Genomic DNA, 13,808 nt, shown 5'->3' with positions numbered 1-13,808 from the left:
TGACTTCGCTAGCAATTTCTTTACTAGATTTGTTTTGGAAATCACTTTTTGATTTCCTGCCCTACGAATTGATTGGTGAAACATACTGTCTCATCGCTTTTTCGTCTTCTTTTTGTTCAGTTTTCAAAGGTCAGTCTCTTGCTTGTGCGATGCTCATTTAGCGCATCAGCAACGTTTATAAATATACCAACTTTCGAGCCGTTCGTCAATAGATTTTCAAAACTTTTTTCATTTTAATTTCAAGAACCTTTAATTTTTGTATATTCATCCATTTATACATTCCGCTCAATTCTATTTTGAATCGAGCGAAACACTAGTGTTCTCAATGACCCTATCCGCCAATTCTAAAAAAGAATCGGCTAATTCATCTTTATCCGTATACAACCCATCAATATATCCTGCTTTATTTTTTTTCTGGCTGTTCCATATTAAGCTGGACAAGAAGATCCACTCCAAGGTCACTTGCAACTTTATCACCGCCGCCTTCACCGAATAACCGCAGAGTTTTTTCATCTATTTTAACAGCTGTCATATTTTCAACGACTCCTAGAATCGTATGTCCATTTTTTTTCAGCCATATAACCCGCACGCGATGCAACTTGTGCTGCAGCATAATGAGGAGTAGTCACGATCAGCTCAAAACAACTTGGAAGTAACGTATGGATATCAAGTGCTACATCTCCAGTACCAGGTGGAAGATCAATCAATAAATAATCAAGCTCTCCCCATTTTACTTCCTCAAGAAACATCTTGACCATTTTCCCAAGCATTGGTCCACGCCAAATCACAGGCTCACCAGATTCCACAAAGAAGTCCATTGAAATCATCTTCACCCCATGCGTTTCTACAGGAATAATCATATTCCCTTCTTTGCGTGGCACCGTCATCTCACCAAACAAGACAGGCAGACTAAAACCATAGATATCCGCATCGAGTACACCAACACTTTTACCGCGTTTAGCAAGAGCAACAGCTAAATTAGCGGCTACAGTAGATTTCCCTACACCGCCTTTTCCGCTTGCAACAGCGATAAATTTCGTTTTACTACCCTCGCTTAAAATGCCTTCACGCTGCTCAAGGATAGCATCAATGATATTTGACGCAAGATAATTCAATTCAAGTTCAATCGTTTCAAAACCAAATTGCCCAAGCATCTCTTGAATATTTTTGGAAAAAGCATCTTTATCGACTTCTGGATCAGCTAAAGCCAGCTTAATAATCGCCTTATCTGGTTTTATAACTTCTATCTCTAAAATCCCGTTCGTTTCATCAAGCGTAGCCTCAAGAACAGGATCAACTAATCGGCCAATCAATTTGCTAACTTGCTGTTCATTTAACATCTCTTTCCCTCCACACCATTTTTTGAATCCGATTTCATTATTATATCATAGCCTTTTCTCTTTTCACAATCAGTCTAACTGCATCAAAAACCCACAAAAAAAGAGACAGAACTCGCAAGTTCTGCCCCTCCTCTTCACTATTTCAGCAATTAAGCATTATAATGCCTCCGTATAAACCAAGCCATCAACCCAATCAATACTAAACCTCCAATTCCCATAAGTCCATCTTCCATATCATCACCTGTTTCTGGAAGTTTGCCTATTGGCGTTTTTTTGCCTGAAATATGATTTTTTGGCTGTTTAGAATTCGGTTTATCCGGCAATGGTGCATTTTTAAACTCCAACTCAAGCATTTTCGGCTGATCAAGTGCCTCTTTCTTCACCACAAAATAAAGCGGAGTCTGATCGAGTTTATAGCCCGAAGGAGACTTCGTTTCAACAAAAGCATAGCGCCCTGGAGCGAGTCCTTTTGCCGTTACCTTACCCGACTTGTTTGTCGTTAGATTCATTTGAATGCTTTTTCCGTTAGAATCAATTAGTTTGAATACAGCATTTTGTAAAGTTTTCCCCTCTAAGTTTACCTTGGTAAGCTCAGCACCCCCTTGATAATTTACGTAGCTGCCAAGATCAACTGTAGTCGGCTTTCCAGTTGCATTCGCTGGGATAGTCACTTGTTTTTCCAAAGTATTCCTGAGATACCCGGTTGGCGCTTTTGTTTCACGAAGGGTATAACGGCCTGGTGCAAGCCCGCCCGCTTTTACAATGCCCGCTTCGTTTGATTTCAAGCCGCTTTGGATCGTTTTGCCGGCAGAATCGACAAGCGAGAATTCAGCGCCCGCAAGGGCCCTGCCTGCTTGGTCAGTCTTTTTCAGTAAAAGTGTTCCTTGGTAGTTAATGAACCCGCCAAGGTCAATCGCTTGCGGCAGGCCATCAGAACTTGCTTTAATCTCGAAATCAATCGCTTGGTCATTCAAGATGTAGCCGGACGGTGCCGAAGTTTCTTGCAGTTTATAGCTGCCCGGTTTCAAGTTTTTTGCTTTTACTTGACCGTTTGCAGCACTCTTCAAGCCCGTCTGAACATCTTCGCCGTTTGCATCCACAATTTTAAATACCGCTCCCGCCAAAGCTTTATTCGCTTGGTTGGTTTTCTCAAAGACAATTTCGCCTTGTTTGTTCACAAGTTTGCCTAGGTTAATCACTTGCGGCTCTCCAAGTGCTTCATCCGATACTTCAAACGGCACCGCTTTAGTGTTTAAAATATAGCCAGATGGCGCTTTTGTTTCAATCAGTTCGAATCGGCCCGGAATTATCCCTTTAAATGTAATGTGTCCATTTTCATCTGATGTCACATCATCCGCCAGAACTTCACCCGTGTCACGGTTTACAATCTTGAAGACTGCTCCAGCAAGCGCATTATCTCCATCATCAACCTTCTCTGCTTCGATTCGGCCTTGATAATTCACAATTTTACCTGTATCGATAATATCCGGATCGCCGGGATAATCGTCAAGAACTGTAAAGTAAATCGGGTTGGTATTGATAATATAACCCTTTGGAGCCTTTGTCTCGATGAGCTTATAGTAGCCGGGCTCCAAATCGCCGTAATCCACTTTCCCGTTTTCATCTGCTACCGGCGTTCCAACCAAATTTCCAGCTTCGTCATAGAGCGCGAATTCAGCTCCGGAAAGCTTCTCAGCCCCCTCGCCTTCTTTTATGAGCTCAACTTTGCCTCTGAAATTGGTAAATTTGCCAAGGTCTATCGTAGTCGGCTTGCCCTCGCTCGCTCCGCTCACTTCAAACGGAATCGGGTAGCTGTTCAAAATATAGCCATTCGGCGCTTTCGTTTCCATCAGGATATATTTGCCCGGTGCAAGATCATCTGCAAAGATAAGTCCATTTGCATCTGAATCTACCGTTTTTACAAGCGTTCCTGTTTCTGTCCGAATTTCAAATTCCGCACCTGAAAGGGGGGCTCCCGAACTGTTTTCCTTCAGAATCTTCACACTGCCGCGATAATCTGTATACTCTAGTTCTACCGTTTGCGGCTTTCCATTCGCTGTGTTTGCTATCGTAAAGCTCTTAATTTGCGTATTTAGCAAATAGCCATCAGGCGCTTTTGTTTCAACAAAGTGATAGGTACCCGGCGCAAGACCCGTTACAGCAACTTTTCCGTCTTGATCACTCGTCAAGTTTGTTCTTACATCATTGCCGTTCACGTCCACAACCTTGAAAACCGCGCCAGAAAGCACATCACCTGCTTCATTCTGCTTCAAAAGTTCTGCGCTGCCTTTATAGTTTGTATAGCCAGCTAGAGCAATCACATTCGGTTTTCCGTTGGCTGCTGCCGGAACCGTAAATTTCGTTGTCGCCGTATTGCGTACATAGCCAGGCGCTGCTTTCGTCTCCGAAATCGTATAATCGCCAGGCGCAAGCCCGCTGATCGCGACTTTTCCGTCCGACTGCGCAGTAACTGTTGCAACCAAATTTCCTTTGCTGTCTTTTACTTGGAAGACCGCGCCAGAAAGAGCTTGCCCGTCCTCATTCTGCTTAACGAAATTTGCTTGCCCTTTGTAGTTCACAAAAGTGCCGGCATCCACATCGGGAATTTGCCCGTTGCTATTTTCCGTAACCGTAAACAAGACCGGCTTCGTGTTCAGCAAATATCCTGTTGGTGCCCCCGTTTCGGTCAAACGATAATTTCCTGGAACAAGACCGGAAATTTCAAGCTTCCCAGACGCATCCGTCAAGAAGTTTTCACCTGGCCGAACCTCTATCCAGATATCGTCCATTACATTCCATTCCAGTTTGAACTGAGCATTCGCCAGTTTCGCGCCGGATTCACTTACCTTTGTAAGCACCACTTTGTTTTCTGGATTTTCAACCTGACTGATAACACCTCTTGTTGATGATTGCTTCGAGAAAGTAATCTTTTTACCTTTCAAAAGCTCATCCGTAATCGTATGCCCAACCGGCGCGATTGTTTCTTTCAAAATATAGTCGCCAAAAGGCAAGTTGCCAAATGTCAATTGCCCATTTGCATCTACTTCAGCAGAACGAATCAAGTTTGTATTCGATTTATTCCACAGTTCAAATACAGCCCCTTGAAGCGCTTCGCCTTTTTCGCCAACTTTTTGAATGGTATAGCTCCCTTTCTCACCATAAGCTGCACCATTCCCAGTTGTATTTACTACCTTTTCCGTCTTTGTAACTTGATCGGTTACCGTTTGCGTATTGTTCCCCGTAATTTTAACATTATTGGTCACATTATCTGTAGTGCGGTTTAACAGCACCATTCCTTTATACTCCAAGCTATAGGCCGTATCAATTTTTTTCAAGAAACTAATAGTCAATTTCTGTATGCCCGTTACACTATTTGTAGCAAGGACAACCGTATAATCCTCACCTTCAATGAGCTGATTCGTCCGGTCGACTGTAATCGTTCCATCTGTGGCAATCTTCGTCCCGTAAATCGCAATTGAATTTCGTACAATTGATTGATTCGCAGAAGGTGTATCCGTTACAACCACATCATCAAGCGTTGAAAGACTAGGATTCACCATAACTTTCCAGTCAACGAAACCATCCTTATCTTGCATCCCATCCTTTTCAACCAGCTTGCCTCCATGATTGATAGACACACTAGCCGCCAAATCTTGATCCGGATACGATGAATTCTTAAACGTCGCGATATTATTATAAAATGACGAAACCACTTGATTAGCTACGCTCGTCTTAAACTCAACTAAATATTTCGTTGTATTTTCATTCGGAAAGTTCACCGTTAATTCATTGCCGTTTGCTTCACTCGGCTCTATAATACTAAATTCCGAGTCACCTGTAACCTCTTGCCCACGCGTAATACTTCCGTTAGGATTCACCGTATATTCATAAATCCTCACCGTACCGCCGACAAATTTCTGATTTCCAATAATGGGGTCAACAATCTTAGAATCTGTCATGTCAAATGCTGAATAGTTGGTGATAATCTGCCACGTAATTTCTTTCGTTTGGGCATTATAGCTGCCGCTTTTCGCACCGTTATAACGCGTTTCGCTGTTTGGATAAAACGTGTTGCGGTCGTGGCTCGTATGGTTTCCGCCCGAAGCGTCATTCCATGTTGCCGTCACATCGTTGATAAACGACTTCTCTTCATCCGCCCCCTCGAGCTCACTTGCATTATAATGTGCTTTGTATGTCATCCTAAATGTGTGGTCTGTCCCATTTTTATAATTTCCGAGAAAAGCGACCGTGAAATTTCTTGCTGTTGCATTGTACACCAAGGAGAAATCGACATTCCTTACAAGATTTTTCCCCGTTTGGTTATCGCGAATTTGAAGCGTATCTGGGCCAAACTCCAGCCCTTTGCTAAGCTGATCCGTAAGCGTCCAGTTTTCCATATAGTAACCATTGCGGTTAATATCAATACTGTAGCTAACGAGATGCGTCTCGTAATTAATATCCGTCAATTTCTTCACAACATTTTGCTGATGAAGCGTTCCTCCGGCATTCCCAGTAAATCCATCTTCTGTTTTCACAGAGTTGGAAATTGGTGTATCCGAATCAATAACCCCTGTTACCCCCGTCCGGTATGTTGCCTTCACCGCATAATCTACATCCGCCAAAAAAACCAGCTGGAATCCAGTTGCCGTTTTCACTAAATTGTAATCCACACCTTGCGTAAGCGCAGCGCCAAGAACTTCCTTGCCGTTTGCATCAAACGTTACCTTACGCAAAAGCATCGAGCCATCAACAAGATTCATCCGATCTGACCCAAATGTGTCCGTCAAGACTGCATCTTCTTGCTTAATTGTTTTTTCGCCGTAATTATAATTGATCGTCCAGCCGTAAACTTGCTTGGCAGAGTCATAACCAGCCGCTCCTTTTGAAACGATCTTTCCGTATTTTGCCGTCACGCTTGCAGACGTCTTCACATCTGGAAGTTCATTACTTTTCAGCGTAGCATTATTGGTAAAAACTACGTTTCCGCCAGCAGCCGGTTTTTTGCTTTCCGCAATCGTTGTGCCGTAGACAATTTTGTACGCTCCGCTGACCGTGCCGTCAAACTTCACATTACCCGCTTGATCGACTGAGTAACCAGACGTAACGAGCTTCTCGCTACCGCTCACCACATTCCCATCCAGATCGAGCGTCACCGTATAAACTTTCACATCATCAAGCGTCAGTCCATCCGGAAGTTGCTCTGCAATTTCTGCACCCGTAAGCGTATCTAGCGTTTTATTCGCAACAACTGACCAAATCACACGATCCGGATTTTGCTGTCTGTCAAAAACCCCTGACTTTTCAATCGCTGAATTCACTTCAGGTTTAATCGTAATCGAAATCGGAGGCAAGCTTTCTTCCCCTGGAACCTTAATGTCATGATTTCCCGAAATCGTAATCGTTTTTTCATCAAAAAGCGTATCAAAATTCAAAACACCATGCACACTTGAATTTTCATTCACTTCATCCGTAAATGTAATTTCCACTTTACCATCTGTTCCGACAACCGCTGTTCCAAATCCATTTAAATCAATCGTAAGCGGCGTAGAAATCTTAATTTCACTTGGCAGCTGAAAGGTATAAAAATCCCCCGCCTTCACTTCTGCCGCAACATCATCTGGAATCGACCAATCAAAATGCAGATGCACATTGTCATCAATCGTTGGATTTTTAACCTCGGCCCCATTTTTATCTGTGTAGGTAGCCGTTACGTTATTTAAAATCGTCTGCTTAATGTTTGAGTAGCCAAGGCTCGCAAAGATACTTTTTAAGTCGCGCGGTGCTACTGCCACAGCTGCTCTTTGATTCCCCTTGTCAGTCGTTTTAACACTTTCCGCTTGCTCAACTCCCGCTCCAGTTTCACTTGGTTTAACTGTCGCATTATTTTGTTTATCTGTTTCTTGATCCATAGCTGTATCGACAGCTGTTTCCGCCGGCTTTACGTTCAGCTCAGCTGCAAGCGTACTTTCGCCATCCGAAAATTCTATCTTGTCTTTTTCTGTCTCAGTACCGACATACTTCACTTTGACATGCAAGCTGAATGTGTCATTCGTTCCGCTTGGGATGCTGATTTCCAAGTGATTGTCTGTAACCTTGTAAGTTGAAATCGTTTGTTTAGCAGAACCTTCTACTTTCCCTTCATGTGCTATTTCAAGTTTGACATTTGGCGAAACTGAAATAACAGCTGTTTTTGTTTCTTTGAGTGAATTCACAAGCTTGCCGCTTAAAATGAACTCCTCTTCTTTCGTCCCTTCATTTGCAGACGTATTCGTAATCTCTAAAAGTTGCAGAACCTTCTCTTTAGAATCTTGAGTTTCTTCTGCGCTAACAAAATGTGGTAAAAACACTTGCAAGACCAAGAGAAATGATGCTAGAAAAATAAATACCTTTTTCATGGCGACATCCTCCTATTGACAATCACTTATCATTTCATATTTTTTACAAATTACCCTTATCCTTCTATAATCCAACAAAACAACAAAATAATAAACAATTTTGACTCAAGAATGCACTTTTTTTTTACATATCATCCCGCAAAAAAAGACAAGTTCCAATTGAACTTGCCTTCAAACACATTATTTTCAGTTGCAATGCTGATGAAAACTTTTGCGCTCCATTTGTATTGTGATATGTGCAATATCGAAATCTTGTTCGATTTCCCTTTCCATTTTATCAAGAAGCGCATCACGGTCAATTCCTTCTTTGACTTGCAGGTGAACCGTAAGCGACGGGAAATCTGAGGTGATCGACCAAACATGCAAATCATGAATTCCCTCTACCTCAGGCTGATCAAGCAAATAATTCCGCAGCTTCTCAATATCAATATCACTCGGTTTGCCTTCCATCAAAATTTGAATCGAGTCTTTAAATACGCGGATACCACTTATGAGTACAAAGAACGATACGATTACACTTGCAATCGGGTCAGCGATATTCCAACCGAAGAAAATAATAAGAAGTGCCGCTACAATCGCTCCAACCGAACCAAGCATATCGCCAATAACGTGAAGAAAAGCACTGCGCATGTTTAGATTCCCACTGGTGTCGCCTTTCGCTAAAATATAAGCCACTAGAATATTTACAAGCAAGCCAAGCACTGAGATTGTCATCATGCCTGAGCCGATGACATGCGGCGGTTCAAAGAAACGATGATACGCTTCATAAAAGATGACAAGCGAGATAATGATAAGTGTTAAGCCGTTAAAGAAGGCTGCCAAAATTTCAAACCGCTTATAGCCGTAAGTTTTCGAATCACTGGCCGCTTTTTCTCCAAATTTAAAAGCTAACAAACTAAGACCCAGCGCAGCCGCGTCGGAAAGCATATGTCCTGCGTCTGAGAGCAGTGCCAAACTGTTCGTCATGATTCCGCCGACAACTTCCGCCACCATAAAACCCGTAATTAAAATAAAGCTGATCAGCAACGCTTTTTTGTTCGTATTGTGCGCATGATTGTGACTGTGACCATGGTCGTGATGATGACCCATTACTTTCACCCTTTCAAAAACCTATATGGCAATATTAGCATATACACACCAATAAAAGCAAACCTTTTTTAGGCAAAGAAAAGCGCCGAATGCAAACTCCAGCATTCGGCGTCTATCTTGATTTATTTTGTTCTGGCTTGCGATTTAACAGCCGTTTTCTTAGCGGTTTGATTTTTCTTACGAACTTCAAGTTCGCCATCTTTCACACCAATTTCAACCGTGTCCCCTGGTTCGATATTCTTACGTAGCAATTCTTCTGATAGCCGATCTTCAATGTTTTTCTGAATAGCCCGTTTCAAAGGACGAGCTCCATATTCTGGATCATAGCCTTCTTTTGCAATTTTTGCTTTCGCACCTTCAGTTAATTTCACATGAATATCACGTTCAGCCAGACGTTTTGTGAGCTGCTCTGTAAGAAGCGTCACGATTCGCTTCAATTCTTTTTCCGTCAACGAATGGAACACAATCGTTTCATCAATCCGGTTGATAAATTCTGGTCGGAATGCTTTCTTCAATTCTTGAAGGACACGATGTTGCATTGCCTTATGATCCTTCGTCATATCTGTAACATTAAATCCAACCGACTTGTCTTCCTTCATTTCTTGAGCACCAATATTAGAAGTCATAATAATGACGGTATTTCGGAAATCTACAACACGACCTTTCGAATCCGTCAAGCGCCCATCATCAAGCACTTGCAGTAACATGTTGAACACGTCAGGATGTGCTTTTTCGATTTCATCTAATAAAACGACCGAATACGGTTTCTGACGAATTTTTTCTGTCAACTGACCGCCTTCTTCATAGCCGACATAACCTGGAGGTGAACCAACGAGCCGAGCTGTCGAGAATTTTTCCATGTACTCAGACATATCAACACGAATCATTGCATTTTCATCACCAAACATCGACTCTGCCAATGCTTTTGCAAGCTCTGTTTTACCCACACCAGTTGGGCCTAAGAAAATAAAGGAACCGATCGGACGTTTTGGATCTTTCAGCCCAGCGCGAGCCCGGCGTACAGCAAGAGCAACTGCTTTTACAGCCTCATCTTGACCAATGACACGCTCATGTAGCAGTTTTTCCATATTAAGCAGCTTGTCTGTTTCCGTTTCAGCAAGTTTCATAACTGGAATTCCCGTCCAACTTGCGACAACTTCTGCAACTACTTCTTCTGTCACTTCGCTGTTATCACGACCTTGTTTTTCCTTCCAATCCAGTTTTTGCTCATCAAGTTTTTGACGAATTTTCTTTTCTTTATCACGAAATGCAGCTGCTTTTTCAAATTCTTGGCCTTGAACAGCAGCATCTTTTTCTTTTCTAAGTTCGCCTAGCTCCATTTCCAAATGTTTCAAATCAGATGGGGTTGTATAGGCTTTAAGACGTACTTTCGAACCAGCTTCATCAATAACATCAATCGCTTTATCTGGCAAGAAGCGATCAGAGATATAGCGATCAGATAATCTTACAGCGGCTTCAAGTGCATCATCCGTGATAGCTACGCGGTGATGTGCTTCATAACGATCTCTTAAGCCGTGCAAAATTTGGATAGACTCTTCTACAGAAGGTTCATCCACTTTAATCGGTTGGAAACGGCGTTCGAGTGCTGCATCTTTTTCGATGTATTTGCGATACTCATCAAGCGTTGTCGCCCCAATACATTGTAGCTCACCGCGAGCAAGAGGCGGCTTCAAGATATTAGAAGCATCAATTGCCCCCTCAGCACCACCAGCGCCAATTAAAGTGTGAAGTTCATCAATAAACAAAATGACATTGCCCGCTTGGCGAATTTCATCCATCACTTTTTTCAAACGGTCTTCAAATTCCCCGCGATATTTCGTTCCAGCAACTACTGTTCCCATGTCAAGCGTCATCACGCGTTTCCCGCGCAACGTTTCAGGAACTTCATTGCGCACAATTTGCTGTGCCAGCCCCTCTGCAATCGCTGTTTTACCAACACCCGGTTCTCCGATTAGCACCGGATTATTTTTCGTCCTACGGCTAAGCACTTCAATAACACGTTGAATCTCCTTAGAACGCCCGATAACAGGATCTAAATTATCTTCACGCGCAATCACCGTTAAATCCCGAGCTAAACTATCAAGCGTTGGCGTCGCTTGGGTATTTGTTTGTCTGCCTGCCGTGCCATTATCGCCGCCACCAAGTAGCTGTAAAACTTGCTGACGTGCTTTATTCAAACTGACACCAAGGTTACTCAGAACTCGTGCTGCAACTCCTTCACCTTCACGAATCAACCCAAGCAGAATATGTTCTGTTCCCACATAAGTGTGTCCAAGTTTGCGTGCTTCATCCATTGAAAGCTCAATGACTTTTTTAGCACGCGGTGTATATTGAATCGTTGTTACCGTCTTTTCACCTTGTCCAATTAATGCTTCAACCTCTTGCTGCACTTTCTCGGAACTAATCCCAAGTTCATAGAGTGCCTTCGCAGCGATTCCTTCGCCTTCTCTCACAAGTCCAAGCAAAATATGTTCTGTTCCAAGATTGCTATGATTAAGGCGCATCGCTTCTTCTTGGGACAGGGCAAGAACTTTCTGAGCTCTTTGTGTAAATCGTCCAAACATCATCTCGTTTTCCTCCTTTGTGGCGATCCATTAGACTTCTTCTAGAATATCACGAATAACAGATGCACGAATTACTTTTTCTTCTAATTCATTCATATCTTGCCCCCGAGCTTTTCGTAAAAAGGCTGGTTGCGAAAATATTAGCAGTTCATTGATCTTTTGGCGAGAAATATGCTCAAAGTAGCCAAGTTCAATGCCAAGATGTAGATCAGATATTGCTTGACTGCTTTCTTGTACCGAAATCACTCGGCTGTTTTTCAACATTCCATATGCGCGATAAACGCGATCTTCCAAAGCAATATGAAGTTTTTGCTTTAAATTTGTTCGACTAACCCGCTCTTGCATAATAATCTGTTCCATAATTTGCGTTAAGTCGCTAACAATTTCTTCTTCCGTTTTCCCAAGCGTTACTTGGTTTGAAATTTGAAAAACATTACTAAGTGCCCTGCTACCTTCTCCGTAGATTCCACGAACAGTAAATCCAATGCTTCTAATCGCTTCCACTACTTTTCTCAGCCGCTTCGTTGCGACAAGCCCCGGTAAATGAACCATCACCGAAGCGCGCAAACCGGTTCCGACATTTGTCACACAACTAGTCAAATATCCATAAACTTCATGGAAAGCAAAAGGCTGCTTCTCTTCAATCGACCTTTCGAGCATAAGTGCTTTATCAAGCGCATCAAACAGTCTAAGCCCCGGCTCAAGACATTGAATACGTAAATGATCTTCTTCATTTGCCATGATACTGATATTCTCACTAGGATTTACAAAGACCGCACCGTGTTCACTTTCATTCATTAGATAGGGACTGATAAGATGTTTTTCAACAAGTAATGCACGATCAAGGATCGACAAATCCTGCATTTGCACAAGTAAAAAAGAATCATCAAGCAGTTCACGAAGACGCTCCACAACTTTACTACTTTGCCTGTAAAATGGGAATTCTTCCTGGTCAAAATTACGAGCTACACGGACACGCGAACTGATGACAACATCAGAATCATCTCCGTCTTTTGAAAGCCAAGAACTAAGCACTGGTAAAAACAAGTGATTTTGTTTAGTCACCCCAGCTCACCGTCCTTCCCTTCAATTGCCCGAATTTCATCACGCAGTTTGGCTGCTTCCTCAAAATTTTCAATCTCAATCATTTTTTGAATCTGTTCCCTGAGACCGGAAACAACCTCAGCTCGGTTCGCCTCGCTCACAAACTGCTCCGGCACCTTCCCAACGTGTTTAACATTCCCGCCGTGAACTTGCTTAGCAATTTGAACAATTTGCTCGCCGAATACCTCATAACAATCTGAACAGCCAACACGACTTGTTTTTTTTAAACGTTTCAAAATCTAATCCACATGTTCCGCAAGTCAATCGCTGTTGTTTCTTATCTGCCAAGCTCTTATTCCCATCAAGCATCGAAAGAAAGCTAAGCGCTAGTTCATTAAAAGCTTGAACCTTATGTTCCTCTTCCCTGTCTGCACATTCCTTACACAAATAGATTTCCTCCAAGGTTCCATCCGCAAGCAAATGCTGTATCCGAGTTGTTGCTTCCTTTTTCCCACATTGTTCGCAAAGCATCTTCAATCACCTCAATCAGTCATACTTCAAAGTTTCAAGCATCGCTTCTAAAATACGGCTCCGTAAAATATCTCGATCCGGCAGTGGGATAATTAATACATCTCGATCCAATACTGCCACCATCATCCTAGCTTCTTTTTTAGAAATAACTTTTTCTTCCAAAAGTCGCAAAATAACATCCTCAGCAAAAGCTTGAGATACTTTCTTCTCATGAACCATCGCAATTATTGCTTCAAGCAGCTGCAGTTTATCATTCATTTTCACTTTAATGATACGAATATACCCACCGCCGCCTCTTTTACTCTCTACGATATACCCGCGCTCCATCGTGAATCTTGTATTGATTACATAATTAATTTGTGAGGGAACACATTCAAATTTATCTGCTATTTCACTGCGCTTTATCTCAATCGCTTCATTAGCTTCTAGAACTTGTTTTAAATAGGCTTCAATTATATCGGAAATATTTCTCATTTGAATACTCCTTTCTAGACAAAAAGAAATCAGTAAAGAACTGACTTTGACTATAATTGACTTTAATTATACATGATAATCCCATATAATCGCAAGTGTGCTGTTTTATTGAGCAAGATGACATATTAAACCTTTTCAATACAATAAAAAACACTTGAAATCATTTAGATTTCAAGTGTTTTTTTTTGCCCGGCAGCGACCTACTCTCACAGGGGGGAAGCCCCCAACTACCATCGGCGCGGAGAAGCTTAACTACCGTGTTCGGGATGGGAACGGGTGTGACCTTCTCGCCATAGCCACCAGACAAGTTTGACTGAAAGAACGTTGTTCTCTCAAAACTAGAGAAGAAA

At 42.3% G+C, this 13,808-nt stretch carries 6 protein-coding genes, 1 rRNA gene and 1 pseudogene; all 8 read right to left on the bottom strand.

Going from position 1 to position 13,808, the window contains the following annotated elements; all coding sequences use genetic code 11:
* Window positions 1-291: 291 nt before the first annotated feature.
* A pseudogene (locus MFLO_RS12280) lies at window positions 292-1,340 on the bottom strand (P-loop NTPase).
* Between the two features lie 149 nt (window positions 1,341-1,489).
* Window positions 1,490-7,735, bottom strand: a complete 6,246-nt coding sequence (locus MFLO_RS12275) for a SpaA isopeptide-forming pilin-related protein (RefSeq protein WP_036098306.1) — start codon at window positions 7,733-7,735, stop codon at window positions 1,490-1,492.
* Between the two features lie 186 nt (window positions 7,736-7,921).
* Window positions 7,922-8,824 carry a cation diffusion facilitator family transporter gene (locus MFLO_RS12270; protein ID WP_036098305.1) on the bottom strand — a complete coding sequence of 301 codons (903 nt, stop codon included), beginning with the start codon at window positions 8,822-8,824 and terminating at the stop codon, window positions 7,922-7,924.
* A gap of 122 nt (window positions 8,825-8,946) precedes the next feature.
* Window positions 8,947-11,412: an ATP-dependent Clp protease ATP-binding subunit gene (locus MFLO_RS12265; protein ID WP_036098303.1), complete on the bottom strand. Its 2,466-nt coding sequence runs from the start codon at window positions 11,410-11,412 to the stop codon at window positions 8,947-8,949.
* Between the two features lie 27 nt (window positions 11,413-11,439).
* Entirely contained in the window at window positions 11,440-12,474 is a 1,035-nt protein-coding gene (locus MFLO_RS12260; RefSeq protein WP_036098301.1) for a protein arginine kinase, read from the bottom strand.
* Window positions 12,471-12,749 (bottom strand): UvrB/UvrC motif-containing protein, encoded by a 279-nt coding sequence (locus tag MFLO_RS14830; RefSeq protein ID WP_051993655.1) that lies wholly within the window; start codon window positions 12,747-12,749, stop codon window positions 12,471-12,473. The genes MFLO_RS12260 and MFLO_RS14830 overlap by 4 nt, the downstream gene beginning before the upstream one ends.
* A gap of 250 nt (window positions 12,750-12,999) precedes the next feature.
* Window positions 13,000-13,458: a CtsR family transcriptional regulator gene (locus MFLO_RS12250; protein ID WP_036098300.1), complete on the bottom strand. Its 459-nt coding sequence runs from the start codon at window positions 13,456-13,458 to the stop codon at window positions 13,000-13,002.
* A 187-nt stretch (window positions 13,459-13,645) separates the two neighbouring features.
* Window positions 13,646-13,762 (bottom strand): 5S ribosomal RNA (gene rrf, locus MFLO_RS12245).
* Between the last annotated feature and the right edge of the window lie 46 nt (window positions 13,763-13,808).

This window comes from Listeria floridensis FSL S10-1187 (genome assembly GCF_000525875.1).
Classification (GTDB): domain Bacteria; phylum Bacillota; class Bacilli; order Lactobacillales; family Listeriaceae; genus Listeria; species Listeria floridensis.
This window is presented reverse-complemented; position numbering and strand designations above follow the sequence as displayed.

Coding starts and splice junctions, on each gene's coding strand:
- MFLO_RS12275 (WP_036098306.1), bottom strand. CDS start 7,735: ATGAAAAAGGTATTTATTTTTCTAGCATCATTTCTCTTGGTCTTGCAA.
- MFLO_RS12270 (WP_036098305.1), bottom strand. CDS start 8,824: ATGGGTCATCATCACGACCATGGTCACAGTCACAATCATGCGCACAAT.
- MFLO_RS12265 (WP_036098303.1), bottom strand. CDS start 11,412: ATGATGTTTGGACGATTTACACAAAGAGCTCAGAAAGTTCTTGCCCTG.
- MFLO_RS12250 (WP_036098300.1), bottom strand. CDS start 13,458: ATGAGAAATATTTCCGATATAATTGAAGCCTATTTAAAACAAGTTCTA.